General features: G+C 64.1%; 22 protein-coding genes. 11 read left to right on the forward strand and 11 right to left on the reverse strand.

What is annotated here, in order from left to right; genetic code table 11:
* The first annotated feature begins 59 nt into the window (after positions 1 to 59).
* Together AC1D0I_RS12330 and AC1D0I_RS12335 are read left to right on the forward strand one after the other, a co-directional pair.
* Positions 60 to 1,919, forward strand: a complete 1,860-nt coding sequence (locus AC1D0I_RS12330) for a peptidoglycan L,D-endopeptidase MepK (protein WP_477395359.1) — start codon at positions 60 to 62, stop codon at positions 1,917 to 1,919.
* Positions 1,920 to 2,099: 180 nt separating this feature from the next.
* The gene (locus AC1D0I_RS12335; protein WP_477228022.1) at positions 2,100 to 2,294 is read left to right on the forward strand and encodes a hypothetical protein; all 195 of its coding nucleotides are present in this window, start codon (positions 2,100 to 2,102) and stop codon (positions 2,292 to 2,294) included.
* Between the two features lie 73 nt (positions 2,295 to 2,367).
* On the opposite strand, the gene AC1D0I_RS12340 is transcribed toward AC1D0I_RS12335, so the two are convergent.
* The gene (locus AC1D0I_RS12340; protein ID WP_095084554.1) at positions 2,368 to 3,006 is read right to left on the reverse strand and encodes a 2-dehydro-3-deoxy-phosphogluconate aldolase; all 639 of its coding nucleotides are present in this window, start codon (positions 3,004 to 3,006) and stop codon (positions 2,368 to 2,370) included.
* A gap of 189 nt (positions 3,007 to 3,195) precedes the next feature.
* Between AC1D0I_RS12340 and trhO the strand changes: the two genes are divergently transcribed.
* The 3 genes from trhO to AC1D0I_RS12355 all read left to right on the forward strand — a co-directional run bounded on the left by trhO (position 3,196) and on the right by AC1D0I_RS12355 (position 6,063).
* The gene (gene trhO, locus AC1D0I_RS12345) at positions 3,196 to 4,125 is read left to right on the forward strand and encodes an oxygen-dependent tRNA uridine(34) hydroxylase TrhO (protein WP_477228024.1); all 930 of its coding nucleotides are present in this window, start codon (positions 3,196 to 3,198) and stop codon (positions 4,123 to 4,125) included.
* A 130-nt stretch (positions 4,126 to 4,255) separates the two neighbouring features.
* Entirely contained in the window at positions 4,256 to 4,993 is a 738-nt protein-coding gene (locus AC1D0I_RS12350; RefSeq protein ID WP_477395361.1) for a tellurite resistance TerB family protein, read from the forward strand.
* 314 nt (positions 4,994 to 5,307) lie between these two features.
* The gene (locus AC1D0I_RS12355; RefSeq protein ID WP_477395363.1) at positions 5,308 to 6,063 is read left to right on the forward strand and encodes an SDR family oxidoreductase; all 756 of its coding nucleotides are present in this window, start codon (positions 5,308 to 5,310) and stop codon (positions 6,061 to 6,063) included.
* 33 nt (positions 6,064 to 6,096) lie between these two features.
* On the opposite strand, the gene AC1D0I_RS12360 is transcribed toward AC1D0I_RS12355, so the two are convergent.
* Together AC1D0I_RS12360 and AC1D0I_RS12365 are read right to left on the reverse strand one after the other, a co-directional pair.
* Entirely contained in the window at positions 6,097 to 6,471 is a 375-nt protein-coding gene (locus AC1D0I_RS12360; RefSeq protein ID WP_457151430.1) for a YciI family protein, read from the reverse strand.
* A gap of 52 nt (positions 6,472 to 6,523) precedes the next feature.
* Positions 6,524 to 7,708 (reverse strand): pyridoxal phosphate-dependent aminotransferase, encoded by a 1,185-nt coding sequence (locus tag AC1D0I_RS12365; RefSeq protein ID WP_477395365.1) that lies wholly within the window; start codon positions 7,706 to 7,708, stop codon positions 6,524 to 6,526.
* Positions 7,709 to 7,791: 83 nt separating this feature from the next.
* Between AC1D0I_RS12365 and AC1D0I_RS12370 the strand changes: the two genes are divergently transcribed.
* From AC1D0I_RS12370 to denD, 4 genes are all read left to right on the forward strand, one after another.
* Positions 7,792 to 8,478 (forward strand): GNAT family N-acetyltransferase, encoded by a 687-nt coding sequence (locus AC1D0I_RS12370; RefSeq protein WP_095084980.1) that lies wholly within the window; start codon positions 7,792 to 7,794, stop codon positions 8,476 to 8,478.
* A 30-nt stretch (positions 8,479 to 8,508) separates the two neighbouring features.
* The gene (locus AC1D0I_RS12375; protein ID WP_477395367.1) at positions 8,509 to 9,489 is read left to right on the forward strand and encodes a cation diffusion facilitator family transporter; all 981 of its coding nucleotides are present in this window, start codon (positions 8,509 to 8,511) and stop codon (positions 9,487 to 9,489) included.
* A gap of 82 nt (positions 9,490 to 9,571) precedes the next feature.
* Entirely contained in the window at positions 9,572 to 9,784 is a 213-nt protein-coding gene (locus tag AC1D0I_RS12380; protein WP_111548644.1) for a hypothetical protein, read from the forward strand.
* Between the two features lie 11 nt (positions 9,785 to 9,795).
* Positions 9,796 to 10,773, forward strand: coding sequence for a D-erythronate dehydrogenase (gene denD, locus AC1D0I_RS12385; RefSeq protein WP_477395369.1), 978 nt, complete (start codon positions 9,796 to 9,798; stop codon positions 10,771 to 10,773).
* 26 nt (positions 10,774 to 10,799) lie between these two features.
* Here denD and AC1D0I_RS12390 read toward each other — a convergent pair whose 3' ends face one another.
* From AC1D0I_RS12390 to AC1D0I_RS12405, 4 genes are all read right to left on the reverse strand, one after another.
* Entirely contained in the window at positions 10,800 to 12,026 is a 1,227-nt protein-coding gene (locus AC1D0I_RS12390; RefSeq protein ID WP_477395371.1) for a nickel/cobalt transporter, read from the reverse strand.
* The gene (locus AC1D0I_RS12395) at positions 12,023 to 12,691 is read right to left on the reverse strand and encodes a DUF1007 family protein (RefSeq protein WP_477395373.1); all 669 of its coding nucleotides are present in this window, start codon (positions 12,689 to 12,691) and stop codon (positions 12,023 to 12,025) included. The genes AC1D0I_RS12390 and AC1D0I_RS12395 overlap by 4 nt, the downstream gene beginning before the upstream one ends.
* Positions 12,692 to 12,803: 112 nt before the next feature.
* Entirely contained in the window at positions 12,804 to 13,703 is a 900-nt protein-coding gene (locus AC1D0I_RS12400) for a LysR family transcriptional regulator (RefSeq protein ID WP_457154707.1), read from the reverse strand.
* Positions 13,704 to 13,705: 2 nt separating this feature from the next.
* On the reverse strand, positions 13,706 to 14,902 hold the full coding sequence (locus AC1D0I_RS12405) for an amidase (RefSeq protein WP_477395375.1): 1,197 nt from the start codon (positions 14,900 to 14,902) through the stop codon (positions 13,706 to 13,708).
* A 540-nt stretch (positions 14,903 to 15,442) separates the two neighbouring features.
* On the opposite strand from AC1D0I_RS12405, the gene odc2 reads away from it, so the two are divergent.
* Positions 15,443 to 16,576, forward strand: a complete 1,134-nt coding sequence (odc2, locus tag AC1D0I_RS12410; protein WP_477228033.1) for an ornithine/lysine decarboxylase — start codon at positions 15,443 to 15,445, stop codon at positions 16,574 to 16,576.
* Between the two features lie 97 nt (positions 16,577 to 16,673).
* Complete coding sequence (locus tag AC1D0I_RS12415) at positions 16,674 to 17,276, forward strand: GNAT family N-acetyltransferase (protein WP_477395377.1); 603 nt, start codon at positions 16,674 to 16,676, stop codon at positions 17,274 to 17,276.
* A gap of 90 nt (positions 17,277 to 17,366) precedes the next feature.
* On the opposite strand, the gene AC1D0I_RS12420 is transcribed toward AC1D0I_RS12415, so the two are convergent.
* The 4 genes from AC1D0I_RS12420 to AC1D0I_RS12435 all read right to left on the reverse strand — a co-directional run bounded on the left by AC1D0I_RS12420 (position 17,367) and on the right by AC1D0I_RS12435 (position 19,482).
* Positions 17,367 to 17,651: an SCP2 sterol-binding domain-containing protein gene (locus AC1D0I_RS12420; RefSeq protein ID WP_095084978.1), complete on the reverse strand. Its 285-nt coding sequence runs from the start codon at positions 17,649 to 17,651 to the stop codon at positions 17,367 to 17,369.
* 185 nt (positions 17,652 to 17,836) lie between these two features.
* On the reverse strand, positions 17,837 to 18,352 hold the full coding sequence (locus tag AC1D0I_RS12425; protein ID WP_095084540.1) for a hypothetical protein: 516 nt from the start codon (positions 18,350 to 18,352) through the stop codon (positions 17,837 to 17,839).
* A 67-nt stretch (positions 18,353 to 18,419) separates the two neighbouring features.
* Complete coding sequence (locus tag AC1D0I_RS12430; protein WP_095084539.1) at positions 18,420 to 18,845, reverse strand: hypothetical protein; 426 nt, start codon at positions 18,843 to 18,845, stop codon at positions 18,420 to 18,422.
* Between the two features lie 97 nt (positions 18,846 to 18,942).
* Positions 18,943 to 19,482 carry a rod-binding protein gene (locus AC1D0I_RS12435; RefSeq protein ID WP_477395379.1) on the reverse strand — a complete coding sequence of 180 codons (540 nt, stop codon included), beginning with the start codon at positions 19,480 to 19,482 and terminating at the stop codon, positions 18,943 to 18,945.
* Positions 19,483 to 19,575: the final 93 nt, after the last annotated feature.

Raw genomic sequence — 19,575 nt, forward strand, 5'->3', positions numbered from 1 at the left:
CTGCAGGGCCTTTTGATTTGAACAGAATCGAACGACACACAAACGGGCGGCACCATCACGTGAGCGTCTGGCCGAAATGGCTGGCGGCGTTGATTGTCGCACTTGGTTTTGTTGCCGCGGCTGCAACTGGCGCCAGCGCCGAAACACGTTCGCTGAAGCTCTATCACCTCCATACGCACGAGAAGGCCGAGATCGTCTACAAGCGCAATGGCCGCTACGTTCCGGAGGGTCTGAGGAAGATCAACATCATCCTGCGCGACTGGCGCCGCAACGAGCCGACCAAGATGGATCCGCGCCTGCTGGATCTGGTTTGGGAAGCCTATCGGGAAAGCGGTGCCACGGACTACATCCAGGTCGTCTGCGGCTATCGCTCGCCGTCGACGAACTCGATGCTGCGCAGCCGCAGCAGGGGCGTCGCAGAGAAAAGCCAGCACATGCTCGGCAAGGCGATGGACTTCTACATTCCCGGCGTGCCGCTGAAGAAGCTGCGCAACATCGGCCTCAAGATGCAGGGTGGCGGCGTCGGCTACTACCCGACATCTGGTTCGCCGTTCGTCCATATGGATGTCGGCAATGTGCGCCACTGGCCCGGCATCAGCCGCCAGGAACTGGTCAGCCTGTTCCCCAATGGCAAGACGCTGCATGTGCCGAGCGACGGCAGGCCGCTGCCCGGCTTTGAGCAAGCGCTCGCCTCCTACAAGGCGCGCAAGGGTGCGGGCGCGCCTGCTATCGAACTGGCCAGCGCCGGCGGCAGCAGCAAGAAATCAGGTGGGTTCCTGTCGGCTTTCTTTGGCGGCGGCGGCGACGACGAGGCCGACGACAGCGCTGATGTCGAGACCGCTTCGGCGGCACCTCCGCCCAAGGCTAGAACCCTGCAGCCGGCCGCGACAGCCAAGACCAGCAACCTCCCGGGCATCGCCATCGTGGCGCCGGAGAATGCCAAGCGCGCGGAGATTCCGCAGGTGGCCGAGGAGCAGGCTCCGGAGCCGGAAAAGGATACGCCGGAGACGATCATCGCGGCGCTGCCTGCCCGCAGCATTCCGCTGCCTGATTTTGCACCGCGGCCGAAGGCTGATGTCGGTGCCCAGTCGCCTGAGAACGTTCCTTTCGCCATGGCGGATGCGACAGCGACCTCGGACGCGGCAACCACCACCGAGCAGGCCGTGGCGACAGCACACGCGCCGGTGAACGTGCCTTTCGGCATGGCCGATCCGTCGGCCGCCCCGGCCCCGGCCCCTGCACAGGTCGCCCTCAACAACGTACCGTTGCCGACATGGCGCCCCGACAATTCGCTGCCGGCCGCTCTGGCTCCGCCGCCCAGCAAGGACGTGCTGATGRCGCTGGCGGATACGGCTGAGCGCGGCAGCGCCGCGACCGACGCCCTCTCGGCACTACCCAGCGCGCGGCCCGACATAGCCAAGCCGGACGAGGTGAAGGCCGTGCTCGACGAGGCCAATGCCCGGGCCGGTGCTGCGGCCGACGCGTACCAGGTCGCTTCCTTGTCCTTGTCCGAAGCGCGTTCGGCCTTCAACGATCCGTCGGGCGCCGATGCCGCATCGCCGCGCGAGGCTGTCGTTGCCCGCCCGGCCGGCACCGATCCGGCCGCCGCGATCGGCGCTGGCGTCAAGACGACCCGCAAGGAATCGAGAGCCACCGCCCGTGACTTGAAGCCTGGTCCCAAGGCCATGGTGGTTGCCGCCGCGCCGCAGGCCGCCCGCTGGGCGCTGACCAGCGGCGAACATGTCGCCACCGTTTCAAGCGCCACGACAGCACCGGGTTACGCCTACAGCATCGTGCATACGGCGCCGAGCGAGGTCTACACAGCTGGCTTCCAGTCGGGCGACCAGATGGCCGATGCCAACCGTTTCACCGGCAACGCCGTCAAGTTCCTGTCGGTCGCCCGCTTCCAGACCAAGTAAGCGACCAGTCGATCGACAAAGCCGCGTCGGGCAACCCGCGCGGCTTTTTTGTTGCGCGGGCGGGGCCAATGGCGCCGCCGCCATTGGCCGCGATCACGCCGGTCTGACATTGCCGTGAGCTTGGAACTTGCTCAGTCCTTCAAGGGTTTTTCCCCTGTTCGTTCAAACCCGGGGATATCCATGAAGAACATTCTACTGGCATCGGTCATTGCTTTGGCAACTGCTTCAGCGGCCATCGCTCCCACGCAGGCAGAGACCGTTGTCGTCAAGACCCACGACCATATGCACATGATGAGGAAGCACTGCCGGACCAAGGTGGTCACGCATTGGGCTCACCACCGCAAGGTCGTGGAAAAGATCAGGGTCTGCAACTGATCGGTTCGAAACTCAATCGGCAGAACCCGGTCGACGCAAGTCGGCCGGGTTTTTCATGCCGAGACAAAAAGCCCTATTTTGCCAGCTTGCTCGCCGCGCGTGCGAGAGCCTCGATCTCGTCCCACTTACCGGCCTTGACCATGTCGTCAGGCGCCACCCAGGAGCCGCCGACGCAGACGACGTTGGGCAGGCTGAGATACTCGGCCGCGTTCTTGCCGGTGATGCCGCCGGTCGGACAGAATTTCACATCGGCGAGCGGCGAGGCGAAGGCCTTCAGCGATGCGATGCCGCCCGACTGCTCGGCCGGGAAGAATTTGAGGAAACGCAGGCCGGCTTCCCGAGCGGCCATGATCTCGCCAGGCGTGATTGCGCCGGGCAGCAGCGGAACGTCGCTGTCGGCCGCTGCCGCCAGAAGCTCGCGTGTGATGCCGGGGCTGACGATGAAGCGCGAGCCCGCGGCCGCCGCCTCTTCGAATTGACGCGCATCGAGAATGGTGCCGGCGCCGACGATGGCGTCCTCGACCTCAGCCGCGACCCGCCGGATCGCTTCCAGTGCATCGGCGGTCCTGAGCGTGATCTCGATCGCCGGCAGGCCGCCACGCGCCAGAGCGCGGGCCAGCGGCACGGCATCATCGACATTGGCGATCTTCAGCACCGGGATGACCGGCTGGCCGTTGAGGAGCGACAGGAGTTTTTCGGTCTTGCTGGGCATCTGTCTCTCCGTATCGTGGAACAATTCAACCGATTAGCAGACGGGTGTTTTTCTGTCCATGAAACGAAGCGTGTCGCGATGTCACGCGCCGTGGGGCGATGATACCGGCCATTGCCATCAAAACGATGACGGGCTGGTGAAGCCGGTGCGCCTTGAATCGGCTGCCATGAGCGTCTAGTTGGCTTGACAATGACATTGTCCACGCCGACTGGCCCCATCCGTGTCGCCGCGCTCTACCGGTTTGCCCGGCTCGACGCCTTCGACGAATTGCGCGCGCCGCTCGCCGCTTTCTGTTGCGGGCGCGGCATCAAGGGTACCTTGCTTCTGGCGCATGAGGGCATCAACGGTACCGTCGCCGGCAGCGAGGCGGCGATCGCCGAACTGATCGATTATCTCGAAGCCATCGAAGGGCTCGCCGGCCTCGAGGTCAAATACAGCAGCGCAGCAGAAACACCGTTCCACCGCATGAAGGTGCGGTTGAAGCGCGAGATCGTCACCATGGGTGTCGGCGACATCGACCCGGCGACGAGCGCCGGCACCTATGTCGCGCCGGCCGACTGGAACGCGCTGATATCCGAGCCCGATACAATCGTTATCGACACGCGCAACGCCTATGAGGTGTCGATCGGCACGTTCAAGGGCGCGGTCGATCCGGCAACGGCAAGCTTTCGCGAGTTCCCGGCCTGGGTGGAAGCAAACAGGGCGGAACTCGAGGGCCGCAAGGTGGCGATGTTCTGCACCGGCGGCATACGCTGCGAAAAGGCGACGGCCTACGTCAAGTCGCTCGGTTTCGAGGATGTCTTCCACCTCAAGGGCGGCATCCTCAAATACCTCGAGGAGGTTCCGGCCGAACAGAGCCTGTGGCAAGGCGAGTGCTTCGTGTTCGACGAACGCGTTTCGGTGTCGCACGGCCTTGCCGAGGGCGACGCCGAACTCTGCCGCGCCTGCCGCCATCCGCTGACGCCGGGCGACCTGACGTCACCGAAGTTCGCCACCGGCGTATCATGTCCGCATTGTTTCGATGCGCGTTCCGATGAGGACCGCCAGCGTTACGCCGAGCGTCAGCGCCAGGTCGAACTTGCGCAAGTGCGGGGCAGGGGCCGGCATATCGGGTCCTGATGCGGGCTTCGGCCACTCGCCGCGAGGGATCTGTCCCGAAGGATCCGTCATTGTAATGTCAAAGTGCGGGGCCTACCTCTTCGGCGTTCGAAACCTGCCCGTTCGGCCGGGCAAATCCTGGAGGCATTGAATGTTCGATCCCAAGAAGCTTCTCGACGATCTGCTCGGCTCGCAAATTCCCGGCACCAGCGGCACCGTCCGTGACAAGGCGGGCCAGGCCGTGCAGATGGCCAAGGACAACCCGCTGGCCGCCGGCGCGCTTGCTGCAGTGCTGCTCGGGACCGGTGCCGGCCGCGAGGTGACAGGCGCCGCGGTGAAGCTTGGCGGACTGGCCGCGATCGGCGGCCTCGCCTACAAGGCCTACCAGAACTACAAGGCCGGCAACGCGCCGGCGGAAGGCCCCGCGACCGGCGAACCGGAATTGCTGCCGCCGCCCAAGGACACCGCCTTCCACCCGTCACAGGCGCCGCAAGGCGAGGACGAATTCACGCTGACCCTGGTTCGGGCGATGATCTCGGCGGCCAAGGCCGACGGTCATATCGACGACGACGAACGCCAGAAGATCGCCGGCAAGCTCAGCCTTGCCGGCTTAGACTCCGATGCCGAGAAATTCCTGATGAAGGAACTGGAGAGCCCGCTCGACCTCGACGCGCTGGTGGCCGGCGCCAAGACCGATGCGCAGAAGCTTGAACTCTATACCGCCTCGCGCCTTACCATCGATCCCGACACCCGCGCCGAGCGCGGCTATCTCGATCTGCTTGCCGGCCGGCTTGGCCTGCCGGATGCGCTGGTCGATCACGTCGAGGCGACGGTTTCGGCAGCCAAGGTGCCGGCCAAGGCAGGGACTTCGCCCAATCCGCGCTGGTAGCCCAAATCGGCACAGATCGCCTTTCGGGGGTTAACCCTCCATTAACTCAGGAAGCGCATGATTCTACACAGTCGGACCGGCTTCTCCTCCTCCCAAGCCCGGTTCAGATCAGGGCGGTCGCCAATGACCGCCCTTTTTGTCGGGCCCTGTCCGTTCGTTTGAGCAGGATCTTTTCTGAAAACGGATTCCGTTTTTCGAGACAGACCTTGGCGGTTCGGCTTGCCATCGCTGCCGTCATTTGCGATGCCTTCTCTCCTGAGGACAAACCCCGAAAATCAGTCGTGCACACGCAGCGCCGCTGGAGGACAACAGCCATGACCGAGCAAAGAACCGCTATCGTCACCGGTGCCGGCACGGGCATCGGCAAGAGCGTCGCCACGGCGCTGCTCAAGGCCGGCTGGAACACGGTGTTCTGCGGACGCCGCAAATCCGTGTTGGATGCCGCCGTCGCCGAGGCCGGGCCGACCGAGGCCAAGGCATTGGCGGTTGCCTGCGACATCAGCAAGGCCGGCGAGGTCGATGATCTGTTCGAAACGGTGGCGGAGGCCTTCGGCCGCGTCGACCTGCTCTTCAACAATGCCGGCATGGGCTACAAATCAACGCCGATCGACGAGATCCCGGTCGAGGTGTGGAACGATATCGTCGGCGTCAATCTCACCGGTTCGTTCCTGTGCGCCCGTGCTGCCTTCGGCGCCATGCGCAAGCAACGGCCGATGGGTGGCCGCATCATCAACAACGGCTCGGTGTCGGCCTACGCGCCGCGCCCGGGCTCGGTGCCCTACACGGCGACCAAGCATGCCATCACCGGCCTGACCAAGACGCTGGCGCTCGACGGCCGGCCCTATGACATCGCCTGCGGCCAGATCGACATCGGCAATGCGCTGACCGACATGGCGCAGCCGATGACCGTCGGCGTGCCGCAGGCCAACGGCTCGATCGCCGCCGAAGCGGTGATGGACGTGCAGCGCGTCGCCGACGCCGTCGTCCACATGGCCAGCCYGCCGCTCGACGCCAATGTGCTGTTCATGACGGTGATGGCCACTAAGATGCCGTTTGTGGGGCGTGGGTGAGCAGCGGACGCTGGTAGGGCCTCCGCCGCTGGCTCATTTGCCCGCCAGCGGCGCGCCGGGCTTGAAAAGCAGAATGGGCCTGATCTCGTAGACGGCGGTCGGATTGACACGGCGAAGGTCGCGGGCGATCGCGATGGCCTCGTCCCGCGTGGCGCAGTCGACGACATACAGCCCGAGCAATTGTTCCTTGGTCTCGGCGAAAGGGCCGTCGATGACCACGCCGTCACCCGGGCCGCGCAGGGTGAAGGCATCCTGCGTCGCTCCCAGACGCGCGGACGGTCCTAGCGTGCCTTCCTCGTGAAGCCGGGTGTTGATCTTCAGCAGGTCGGCCATCAGCGCCGCATCTTCCCGCGGCGTCAACGCCTTGATCGCATCTTCCACGTGATAGGCGAGGATTGCGTAGAACATCCGATGTCACTTTCTCCGGTCGGGGATATCGATGGACAGCGCGCGCTGAGCCTCACTTCGCCAGGAACGTTCCGATCCGCTCCAGCGCCCGCAAGATGTTCTCCTCGGAGTTGGCGTAGGAGAGCCTGATGTAGCCCTCGCCGAGAATGCCGAAATCGGGACCGCCGATCAGCGCCACGCCGGCCTCGTCGAGCAGCGCCGAGGCGAGCTTTTTTGCCTTCCAGCCGGTCTTCGACACGTTGGGGAAGGCATAGAAGGCACCCTTGGGCGTGATGCAGGAGATGTTGGGCAAGCCATTCAGCCCCTCGACCACGATCTTGCGGCGACGGTCGAAGGCGCGCATCATCTTGTCGACATCGTCCTGCGGGCCGTCGATGGCGGCAATGCCGGCGAACTGGCTCGGCGCGTTGACGCAGGACCAGCAATTGACCGCCAGCTTGCGCACCTTGTCGTAGAGATGGGCGCCCTTGTCGCCATTCGGCCAGATCGACCAGCCCATGCGCCAGCCGGTCATCGCCCAGGTCTTCGACCAGCCGTTGAGCACGATCAGCCGGTCGCGGATCTCGGGAAAGCCGAGCAGCGAGCAATGCTTCTCGCCGTCATAGGTCATGACGTCGTAGATCTCGTCGGAGAGGATTGCGACCTGCGGATGCTTCTCCAGCCCCTTGACCAGTTTCTCGATCTCGGCGCGCGGCGTGACACCGCCGGTTGGGTTGGCCGGCGAGTTGAGGATCAAGAGCCTGGTCTTCGAGGTGATTAGCGCCAGCGTCTCGTCGGCGGAGAAGGCAAAGCCGTTCTCCTCGCGCATCGGCACCGGGATCGGTGCCGCGCCGGTGAATTCGATCATCGAGCGGTAGATGGGAAAGCCGGGATCGGGATAGAGGATCTCGGCACCAGGCTCGCCGAACATCAGGATTGCGGCGAACATGGTCGGCTTGCCGCCGGGCAGGATCATCACCGTTTCAGGCGATATCTCGACGCCGGTGGTGGTCAGCGTGCGCCGCACCACCGCTTCGCGCGTCGCCAGCAGGCCATTGGCCGGCGTGTAGCCGTGGTGGCCGTCACGCAGCGCCTTGATCGCCGCCTCGACGATGTGCTGCGGCGTCTTGAAGTCGGGCTGGCCGATGCCGAGGTTGACGATGTCGCGGCCTTGGCTCGCAAGTGCTGTCGCCCGCGCGAGCACGGCGAAGGCGTTTTCCTCGCCCAGACGGTCGAAGGCCGAAATCGTGTGGAGCATTTTTCCCGTCCGTGTGGTTCTTACTGTTGGCGTGCGTTTTTGTGAGCCTTGGCCGGCAAAAGTCAAACGGATTGGAGCATTCGGTGTCGGAAAATCTCAAAGATTGGCAACCGCGTCCGCGGCCCGAGCGCAAGGCCATCGACGGCCGCACCGTCAGGCTCGAACCACTGAGCGCCGCAAAACATGGCGACGGTCTGTATGAAGCGTCTTCCGTGTCCGACGTCGATGGCCGCTTCGCCTGGCTGCCCGACTATCCGCCGGAGACCCGCGCCGCCTTCCAGCCATGGCTGGACAAGGTCGAGGCCAGCGAAGATCCACTGTTCTTCACCGTCATCGACAAGGCCAGCGGCAAGGTCGCCGGACGCCAGACGCTGATGCGGATAGATCCTGCCTATGGCGTCATCGAGATCGGCAACATCTATTGGGGACCGCTCATCTCGCGCAAGCCCGGAGCGACCGAAGCGCAGTTCCTGTTCATGAAATACATCTTCGACGAACTCGGCTATCGTCGTTACGAGTGGAAGTGCAACAACCGCAACGAGCCATCGAAGCGGGCGGCCGAACGGTTCGGCTTCAAGTTCGAGGGCATTTTCCGCCAGCATCTCATCGTCAAGGGTGAAAACCGCGATACGGCATGGTATTCGATCATCGACAAGGAGTGGCCGGCTCTACGCCAAGCCTATGAAGCGTGGCTTGACCCGGCCAATTTCGATGGCGACGGCCAGCAGAAGCGACGGCTTGAGGATTTTCGCGCCGAATTTGGCGCGTGAACTGAATTCGGCGCGCAACGGGAGTTGCCATTGGCACATACCCATTCCGACGACCACAGCGGGCACGATCACGGCGCCGGCCACGTGCATGGCTCGACGGACAAGAAACGCGTCCTGATCGCCGCCTGCCTGACCGGCGGCTTCATGGTCGCCGAGGCGCTCGGCGGCCTTCTTACCGGGTCGCTGGCACTGCTGGCGGACGCCGGCCACATGCTCGCCGATGCGATCGCGCTCGGCCTTGCGTGGTATGCATTTCATCTTGCCGGCCGGCCGGCGACCGGCCGTCTCACCTATGGCTTCGGCCGGGTCAAGACGCTGGTGGCCTACACCAACGGCATCGCCATCTTCGTCATTGCGCTGTGGATCGTCTACGAGGCGTGGGGGCGCCTGCTGGCGCCGACACCGGTGCTCGGCGGACCGATGCTAGTGGTGGCGGTCCTCGGCCTGCTGGTCAATATCGGTTCCTTCCTCGTGCTGCATGGCGGCGACCGCGAAAGCCTGAACATGCGCGGCGCCATGCTGCATGTGCTCGGCGACCTGCTCGGCTCGGCGGCGGCGATCGTTGCCGCGCTGGTCATCCTGGCGACCGGCTGGACACCGATCGACCCGATCCTGTCGGTCCTGGTCTCGCTGCTGATCCTGTCAACGGCATGGTCGCTGATGCGCGCCGCCGCCCATGTCCTGCTCGAGGGCGTGCCGCCGAGCCTCGACCGCGACCTGATCGCCAGGGATATCGAGGCGACGGTCCATGGAGTGCGTGAAGTGCACCACATGCATGTCTGGTCGCTCGACGGAACGAGCAACATGGCGACGCTGCATGCCTGCCTTACCGAAGGCGTCGATGCCTTTCAGGCGGTGAGCACCATCAAGAAGCGGCTTGCCAGCAAGCACGGCATCAGCCATGCCACCGTGGAACCGGAATTCGGACAGTGCGCCGACGATGGCGACGACCATGATCATGATCACGAGCATGGTGCGGCCGCGCATCACGACCATCATCACCAGGCCTGATCGATTGATATCGATTGGTCCTGCCCAGGAGTCCCAAAGCCTTGAAAACCAGCTTGATGAAGACCCGCTGCCCGGGTGCAGCATAATGGACCGCGACACCAGGAATGCTGCCATCGCGGCAGCGTGGATCATGCTTCTGTTCGGTATCGCCGCCTTCTATCTGCCGACGGTGATGCTGGCGCTTGGCAGTTTCTCGACCGTGCTGGCCGGTGCCTTTGGCATCGTGTTCGTGCTGGCGTTTTTCTCGGTGTTCTGGCTGCGGGCCCGCAACCAGCGCAAAAACCAGGGTAAATAAGGGATTTCGACATGCGTATTCTGATCACTGGCGCCGCGGGCATGGTCGGCCGCAAGCTCATTGCCCGGCTGGCCAAGGACGGCACGCTGCGCGGCCGCAAGATCGCAGCACTCGACCTGCACGACATCGTGCCGCCGCAGGCACCTAGCATGGACGGCGTCAGCGTCACCATCCACACCGGCGACCTCGCCGAGGCGGGTGCCACTGAGCGCCTGGTCGGGTCGCGCCCCGATGTCGTCTTTCATCTCGCCGGCATCGTGTCGGGCGAGGCGGAGGCGAATTTCGATCTAGGCTACCGCGTCAATCTCGACGGCACGCGGGCGCTGTTCGATGCCATCCGCCTGGCGGGCTTTGCACCGCGCGTCGTCTTCACCTCGTCGATCGCGGTGTTCGGCGCGCCGTTTCCGGATGTCATCCCGGATGAATTCCATCCGACGCCGCTGACCTCCTACGGCACCCAGAAGCAGATGAGCGAAGCGCTGCTCGCCGATTATTCCAGGCGTGGCTTCTTCGACGGCATCGGCATCCGGCTGCCAACCATCTGTGTGCGGCCAGGCAAGCCGAACAAGGCAGCCTCCAGCTTCTTCTCCGGCATTATCCGCGAGCCGCTGAGCGGCCATGAGGCGATCCTGCCGGTGCCGCGCTCGGTCATGCACACCCATGCCAGCCCGCGCTCGGCGGTCAATTTCCTGATCCATGCGGCGGAGATCGACGGCAACGCTGTCGGGCCGCGCCGCAATTTGACCATGCCCGGCGTCGCGGTCACAGTCGGCGAGCAGATCGAGGCACTGGACCGCATCGCCGGATCGAAGGTGGTGAAGCTGATCCGCAAGGAGCCGGACGAGACGATCTGGGCGATCGTCAAGGGCTGGCCGACGCGGTTCGAGGCACGGCGGTCAAGGGAGCTCGGCTTCAGCGCCGAGAAGAGCTTTGACGAGATCATCCGCGCGCATATCGAGGATGAGCTGGGCGGCAAGATCGCGGGTTAAACCCGGAGCGTCGCCAACCCGCAACATCATCCACCCGTCGCCAGGCTCGCCGACAGCAGCAGCAGTCCGAACAGGAAGACGAACGCGGCGCCACCGATCTCGACGATCGAGTGGATGCGGTTGCCCATACGCCCGTCGCCGGCGAAATACACCGCCCAGTTCTTGGCGGTCACCGCAAGGGTGGCCAGCGCCGAGACGGTGATGGCGGTACCCAGCGACATGGCCAGCACTGACAGCAGGCCACCGAGCCAGAGCCCGTTGAGAAGTGCAAAGCTCAGGACGATCAGCGCGCCGGAACAGGGGCGGATGCCGACAGCCGCTACTGCCGACCAGGCCGTGCGCCAGTCGAAGCGGTCACCCGACAGCAGCGCCGGATCGGGCGCATGCGAATGGCCGCAGGTGTCGCAGACCTCGCCGGCCGCGTGATCATGATGAGCATGGTCGTGTGCGCCATGATCATGCCCACCGTGCTCGTGATGATCGTGCGAATGCGCATGGTCGTGATTGTCATGCACGTGCAGCGCGTGCGAATGGGCATGCGCCGAATGGTCATGGTCAGCATGCGAATGCCCTGCATGCGAATGACTGCCATGCGAATGACCACCATGCGAGTGGCCGGCGTGCGAATGACCCGCATGGGAATGACCGGCGTGAGCCGCCGACAGGCTGTAGGCGGGGCCTCTGCCAAACAGGCGCAGGACGGAGGGGCCGAGCTTGCGCCACAGCAGCCAGGCACCGAACAGGGTGACGAAAACAAAGCTCATGATTTCCATGAACCAGGCAGCATCGGTCATCGAGACGGCGGTGCCGCGCAGGACGAAATAGGCGACCGCCATCACCGCGACAGCGGTCAGGCCCTGCAGCAGTGCCGAGACAAAGGACAACAGGATGCCGCGCCGCAGCGCCACTTCATTGGCCACCATGTAGGACGAGATCACCGCCTTGCCGTGACCGGGGCCGGCGGCGTGGAAAATGCCGTAGGCGAAGGACAGGCCGATAAGCACCCACAGCTTGCTGCCGTCCTGGCGCATCGCCTTCATCGCCGTCGCCAGCGCGCGGTAAAATTCCTGCTGCCTCAGATTGATCCACATCAGGATGTGGGCGAACGGGCCGGTGGTGGGCGCCATGCCGTCATTGACGCCGATGCCGAGCGAACTCTGGGCATGGGCGGAATTGGCGAAATGCATCATGACAAAGGTGATGGCCAACAGGCCGAATGCCAAACGCAGGGACGGTTTCGTCACCGGCTTCATCCTTCTGGCTGACAGTTCAGTTCGAGCTTGGTGGCGAAGATCTTGCTCATGTCGGTGCCTGTCGGATCGTTGAAGAAGGCATCGGTCAGGGTCTTCTGGTTTTCGGCGATCGCCTCGTCCGGATCGGGACGGATAACCTTGCTGCTGCAATTCGACGGCAGGCCTTCAACCGTGATGTTGCGGTCCTCGGTGAAATCGATCGCCGTGTAGAAGGTCGGATCGTAGACGCCGATGTCGATCTTGCCGTTGAGCTTGATCGGCTCCTTCGGCTCGGACTCGAACAGGATGATCAGCTGGTCATTGTCGAAATTGGCCATCAGATGCGGTGGCGGCGTCATCGCCACGTCCTTGCCGTCGACAGTGACGAGCTGGAAGTAGTTGAACTCGGCCAGCGAGGCGTGGACGGTGTCGGCAACCTCCTTCAGCTCCTTGTCATCGAGCTTCAGGTCGGAGTTCTTGTCGAACTCCATCATCACCGTCGAGGAAAACAGATCGTCGAAGCGCCAGAGATGACGCAGCGCCTTCACACTTTGGTGATCCGGGGAGAGGATCACGTCGAGGCGAGCCTCGGCGAAGACATGGGGATGCACATAAGCCGGTCCGGTGGCGGCAAAGATCGCCGCCAAGGCCGAAGCCAGCATGATTACGTGCCGTTTCAGGTGCATTCTCGGTCGCGATTCCATCGGCCTCGGAGAGATGTCGAGGAGTTACCAGAAAGGGGGCGAAATTGGGACCGCTGGTGGGTGTCGCCCAAAAGCGGGCAGCGGCTTGGAACGGTCAGGCAGCCTCACGCGTCCTGAACCACTGCACCAAAAAGTCGACGAAAACGCGGACCTTGGCCGGCAGGTAGCGGCGGTGCGGGTAGACGGCAAAAATGCCGCCGCCCGACAGGATGCGGTCATCGAGCACCGTGACCAGCCGCCCGCTTTCGAGATCGGGCGCGGCGATGAAATCCGGCAGGACGGAAAATCCGAGCCCCGCCAGGGCCGCCGCCCGCGCCGTCATCGGGCTGTTGACCTCGATAGGACCCGACACCGCGACGCTCACCGGATCGCCATTCTCGCCCTTGAACGGCCAGTTGTTCAGTCCACGGCCATTGGTGTCGACGATGCAGGGCATGCGGCCGAGATCCTGCGGCCGGGTCGGCATGCCGTGCTTGGCGATCAGTTCGGGAGAGGCGCACAGCCTTATCGAAAACGGCGCCAGCCGCCTGGCGATCAGCGACGAGTTCTCCAGCCGCGAGATGCGCACTGCGAGATCGAAGCCTTCCTCGACGAGGTCGACAAAACGGTCGTCGAGCTGGATGTCGAGCACGATGTCGGGATATTGCTTGGCGAAGTCGATCAGCGACTGGCCGATCGGCGCATCGGCGAAGGTGCGCGGCGCTGACAGCTTGATGCGGCCGCGCACATCGCCTGAGGATTCGCGCACTGCATCGGCCAGGCTGTCGACCTCGCGCACGATCTCGGAGGCGCGCCGGTAATAGGTGTGGCCGGCCTCGGTCATCGAGAACTGCCTTGTGGTGCGGTTGAGCAGCAGCGCACCGAGCTCGTCCTCCAGCTCGCGCACATATTTCGACAGCAATGCCTTGGAGCGGCCGATCTTGCGCGCCGCCGCCGAAAAGCCCTCGGCCTCGACCACATCGATGAAGGCACGCATGCGGGTCAGTGTGTCCATGGTCAGGCCTTTCGTGCGGCGTCGAGAAGTTTCCGGCCGAGCCGTATCAGGGCAATGTCGCTGCCGGAAGGGCCAAGCAGCGACAGGCCGAACGGCGCGCCGGCGACCGAGCCGATGGGCAAGGTGATTTGCGGAAAACCCGATAGGCCGGCCAGGCACAGAAGCCGCAGCGCCTGCTCGCGATAGGCCTGGAACTGCTCCGGCGTGCTGTCCACGTAGGGCGCCGGGCCAGGCACCGTTGGCAGGACAAGGAAGYCGTCCTTGCCGAGCAGGGCACTCAGTTCGGCGCTGAACGTCAGCCGGCGCACCGTCTCGGCCTGTGCCGTGCGGTCGTCGACCGCGCGGCCAAAGCCGAAACGTTCATCGACGCCGGGGCCGAGGTCGCGCTCGCCACTGGTGATCCACGCGCCATGCACCGCCCAGGCTTCCCTGGCCTGGAGCCGGCGAAAGCACCAGTAGAGTTCATCCGGAGACGAGGCGAAGGGCGCCGCCGGGGTCGCAGGCGCGCCGAAAACCTTGCTCGCCAGCGCCTTCATCTCAGCATATTCGGCAAGTGCTGGGCGGGCGACCAGTCCATCCAGCCAATCCAGCGCCAGCGGGCGCTCCAACGCTTGCTGGTGCGGGTCGCGGCCAAGCAGCAGCTTGCCCACTGTCTCGTAGGTCTCGATATCGTCGGCGAACCAGCCGAACGTGTCGAAGCTCGGCGCCAGCTTCATCGCGCCGTCGAGCGAAATGCGGCCATGCGTGGTGCGCAGCCCAATCAACCCGCAAAAGCTCGCCGGTGCGCGGATCGAGCCGCCGGTGTCGGAGCCGGTGGCGATATCGGCCAGCCTGCCTGCCACAGCCGCAGCCGACCCCGACGACGAGCCGCCGGTGACGCGGTCGGGCGCTGCCGGGTTCACCGGAAACGGAAAATGCGCATTCTGACCGAACAGCGCGAAGGCAAGTTCGTCGGTCTGGGTCTTGCCGACGAAACGCGCGCCGGCATCGAGGATCATCTGCACGGCCGGCGCGGTTCGCGAGGCGGCGTCGCTTTCGGAGAATTTCTGCAAATTGCCGCAACCGGTGCGGTAGCCGGCGACGTCGTAGATGTCCTTGACGGCCAGCCGCAAGCCGGCCAGCGGTCCTAGCTCGGCATGTGCCACCGGCATCTGGCGAACGTCGAGAAAGGCGTTGAGGGGGCCGTGCGTGCCTGGCATCGTTCGATATCCGGATACGATCGCACCAACATTGTTCGATGCCAGAAATTTTACAACCTTGGATGCGATTTTTATTGATTGTGAAAGCTGACGCTCTTATATCGCGCTTGCCCAAAGTCGCACGTGCCTGTGGGTGTCCGCCGATCCTCGAATGGTGAGGGAAATCGGTAAGGTAACTGGAGCCAACCCCTCCAGTCGGTTTAGCGGCCAACCGCCAGACCGAGGACACCTTGAAGCAACGACGGTGCGGGCCTTTCTGGTGTTCTGCCGGTTGTCCAAAGACCGGGGTTACTGAAGAGGCACACCTTCATTGCCGGCAGTGCGGACGGGTCTCCCATCCAAGCCAAGGCAGACAAAGCGAACCGAGGCCGGGCAAGGCCAAGGTTCACCGCCGCGAGACGGCGTTTCATGGTTCCGGGGTCTCCACCGGCTGGTTCCATGGATTTTCGTCCCGCCTTTGTCCACCGCGTGTTCGCGAGGCCGACAGCCCGCGTCCCGCAGCCTTATTGCGCGCCGAAAGGCGCTGATGGAGAGACCCCGATGGCTACCCAGCGTATCCTTGACTTCCTCGCCACCCGACGTCCGACCGGCCCCTGCCTCGTCGTCGACCTCGATGTCGTGCGCGACAATTTCCGCGCCTTCGAGAAGGCGCTGCCCGATTCCAAGATCTACTATGCGGTGAAAGCAAATCCGGCGCCGGAAATCCTGCGCCTCCTTGCTGCGATGGGCTCGTCCTTCGACACCGCTTCCGTTGCCGAAGTCGAGATGGCGATGGACGCCGGTGCGCCGGCGGACCGCATCTCCTTCGGCAACACCATCAAGAAGGAGCGTGACATCGCACGCGCCTACCAGCTCGGCATCCGCCTGTTTGCGGTCGATTGCGTCGAAGAGGTCGAAAAGATCGCCCGCGTCGCTCCCGGCGCGCGCGTGTTCTGCCGCGTGCTGACCGATGGCGAGGGCGCCGAGTGGCCGCTGTCGCGCAAGTTCGGCTGCGTGCCGGCGATGGCCGTCAATGTGCTGCGCCATGCCAAGGGGCTCGGCCTCGACGCCTATGGCGTGTCGTTCCATGTCGGCTCGCAGCAGACCGACCTGACCGCCTGGGATCGTGCGCTGGCCGACGCCAAGACGGTGTTCGCGACGCTGGCCGAGGAAGGCATCGTGCTCAAGATGGTCAATATGGGCGGCGGCTTCCCGACGCGCTACCTGCGTGATGTGCCGGCGGCCAAGGCCTATGGCCAGGCGATCTTCTCGGCGCTGCGCAAGCATTTCGGCAATGCCATTCCGGAAACCATCATCGAGCCGGGCCGCGGCATGGTCGGCAATGCCGGCGTCATCAAGTCGGAAGTCGTGCTGATCTCGAAGAAGGCCGCCAACGACAATGTGCGCTGGGTGTTCCTCGACATCGGCAAGTTCGGCGGTCTGGCCGAGACGATGGACGAGGCGATCCGCTACCCGATCGTCACCGCGCATGACGGCACGGAGACCGCGCCTTGCGTGCTCGCCGGCCCGACCTGCGATTCGGCCGACGTGATGTACGAGAAGACGCCTTATCCGCTGCCCCTGTCGCTGACCATCGGCGATGAGGTCCTGATCGAAGGCACCGGTGCCTACACGACCACCTACTCGGCGGTCGCCTTCAACGGCTTCGAGCCTCTCCGATCCTACGTGATCTGACGGTTCGCAAGAGCCGGTCAGATCATCCCAGGTGGGCGTCTGGCGTCCACCCGGGCTCGCCTGTGGAACAGATCTCCGCTCGCTAGGGATTGCGGAAATGGACATTGCAAATTTCATCGATGAGGGCGTCTGGCCGATCTCCCCCCTTGTGGGGGAGAGTGCCCGCGCCATTGCCATCGTCGCCGAAACCTCAGCCGACGTTGCAGCCCGCGAAGCGCTGCTCGACGACGCCATGGGTCCGATGCGCAGGAAGAAGTCCTCGGAGAAGCTGCGGCGCGGCCGCCGGCCCTCGGAAGGCCTGGCCTTCGTCGCCCGCGATGCGTCTGGCGCCGTCGCCGGCACCGTGCGGCTGTGGGATGTCAGGCTGGGCGAGGGCGGTCCGGCAGCGCTGTTGCTTGGTCCGCTCGCCGTCGAACCGTCGCTCAAGAGTGCCGGCATCGGCTCGGCGCTGATGCGTCATGCCATCGCCGAGGCGGCGCGGCTTGGCCATGCGGCGATCCTGCTGGTCGGCGACGCGCCCTATTACGGACGCTTCGGGTTTTCGGCCGCCAGGACCGGTTCGCTCGCCATGCCCGGCCCCTATGAGCGGCACCGCCTTTTGGCGCTGGAACTGGTCGACGGTGCGCTTGACGGCGTACATGGCACGCTGAAGGCGGCGGGACGCAAGCTGAAGGCGCAGCAGCTGACGTCGGCGGCCTGAGCTGCAAGGGCTGCCCGAAGCGGCCACCCGGCTTCGGCTCAAAACAAAAACGCCGCCCATCGGGCGGCGTTTTGTGCGTCTCACAAGCGGTCAGCCGATCAGCTGGCTGAGCGCCATGGCGACGGTCATGTCGCCTTCGACCTTTATCTTGCCGGTCATGAACGCCATGGTCGGGTTCAGGTCGCCCGATATCAGCGAATCCAGATCGTCGAGCGAGAGCTTGATGGTGCAATCGGCGGGTCCGTCAGTGGTTGAAATGGTTGTGCCATCGATGACGATGACGCCATCGGCGCCGGTGTCGAATTTCACCGAACGATCGAATCCGCTGCTCGCCACGCGCGACTTGATCTTCTCTGCAATCTCCTGAACGCTCACGCTGTTCCCCCTGTCTGTTGCATCTGTCGCGCAGCGGCGCTCGAAGCTCCATGCCGCGCGCTTTCGCGATCACGGTCGCATATAGCTTTGGATTGACGTTTACGTCAACGCGGATTCCGGTGGCTGGTTCCTATCGCCGCAGCGGATGACGTCTCGGCGTGAGGCGCAACGGCGAGCCGGGCAGCTCAATGTTCCTTGAATGCCTTGGTCATTTCCGCCGCTGTCTCGCTTTTCTTGCGGCGCAGCCAGTTGTCGCGGATTTCGTCCTTGCTCAGGAAATTGACCTGATCGATCAGAACTTCATGCACCAAAGTGGCGCCGACACGGGTGTTGACGGTATCGCGGATCGCGGCGCGGAAGGCATCGAGGTCGATCGTCGCCTTATTGGTGAAGTCGATCTGCGGATTGGAATAGAGGTAGGTATAGACTTGGTCCGTGATGAGCGCTTCCGCTGGAATGGACAGCTTCTTTATCTGCTCGGGCTCGACCGTGTAGACAAGCTTGGTCAGGAAATAGCCGCCGATCTGGGAATCGCGGATCAGCGGTACCGAAATGATGTCGGTCTTGACGTAGTCCAGGCCACCCAGCATCGGCTTCGGTGTCTCGCCGACACCACGCTCGCCTGCTGCCTGGAACGAATAGAACACGGCGCCGAGCGTAGCGGCGCAGATCCAGACGGCGATGGCGATGACCTTGAGCATCAGGCCTTGTCGCTCCCTTGCGATGGGAACGCCGCACTAGCTTTTTGCCTGGGCATTGTGTTCGACATCATGCCTTCATCCAGCCGAACTCGCCGGCGGAATAGGTGCCGTCGGTTTCCGCGCGCTGGATGGCGTGCCGCAGCAGGCTGGCGACCTCGTTGACCGCGCTGAGGTGAGCCAGGATGGCCGCCTCGTTCTTGGCCAGCTTTTGGCGCAGCCGGGTCAGGCCTTCGCGGTGCTGTTCAAGGAATTCGGCTTCGCTGCCGCCCCGCATGGCGCGCGTCAGTTCGTAGAGATAGCGGCTCTTGCGGGCGTTCGACGCCTTGAGATCATAGTTGGTCGCGTTGCGGATGCCGGCCGTCTCTTCCTCGACCACTTCCTCGATGCGGCCGATGATGGCGGCAAGGTTGCCCGGCCGGGCGAACGGGATCGGCGCTTCCGACGCGGTCGTGCGTGCTGGCAGGTTGGCGGTGAATTCCGAAAAGTCGGCCATGAGAATCCCGGTCTGGTTAGATTGAACTCGGATACGCACTATCTCAGTGTTTTGGCATGATCCTTCCCAAAACCGGCTGCCGGTTTCGGGGGCATTCCTAGATCTTGATGTCTGTCTTGATGGCGGTGTCGTCACCGGTGATCGACCGGGCCGCCTTGCGTTGCAATTCGTGGACCAGCGAGGTCGACAGGCTGCTCTGTTGATCGATCTCGGTCTTTTCCGGCCCGCCCGAAACCGGACCGACCGGCACGACGCGCTTGCCTTCGAGATAGTGGTCGGCGAGCATCGACTTGGCGATGCCGATGCCGCCGCGTTCGGCCATCACGTCGGCCACCCGCTCGGCAAGCTGCGATTTCCACATGTCGCCGGCGAGGCCCTTGCCGTAGACGCCTTCGGTGTCCTTGGGCAGCATATTCTGAATGAAGGTCTGCAGCACCATCGCCTCGAACTTCTTGAACTTCTTGGCCGGGTCGATCGTCGCGGCCTTGTCGGCGGTGGCCCGCGACAGGATCGAGCCGGCATCGACGGAAGCGGCGGTGTCGACCGAAAACGTCCCGGCAGCGCCACCGGCCCGCTTGGTCAGCGCGGCGCGGGCGGCCTCGATGTCCGTCGGGTCGACGGCTCGGGCCACATCCATAACGATGTCGCTGGGTGGAGAAATCGCCAAGAAAGTCCGCCCTTTTATCGGTTTTCCTTAGCCAGACCATGCCTCAACAAGCTTGTGGCAGGC

It is taken from the genome of Mesorhizobium sp. P2_D1 (assembly GCF_056404455.1).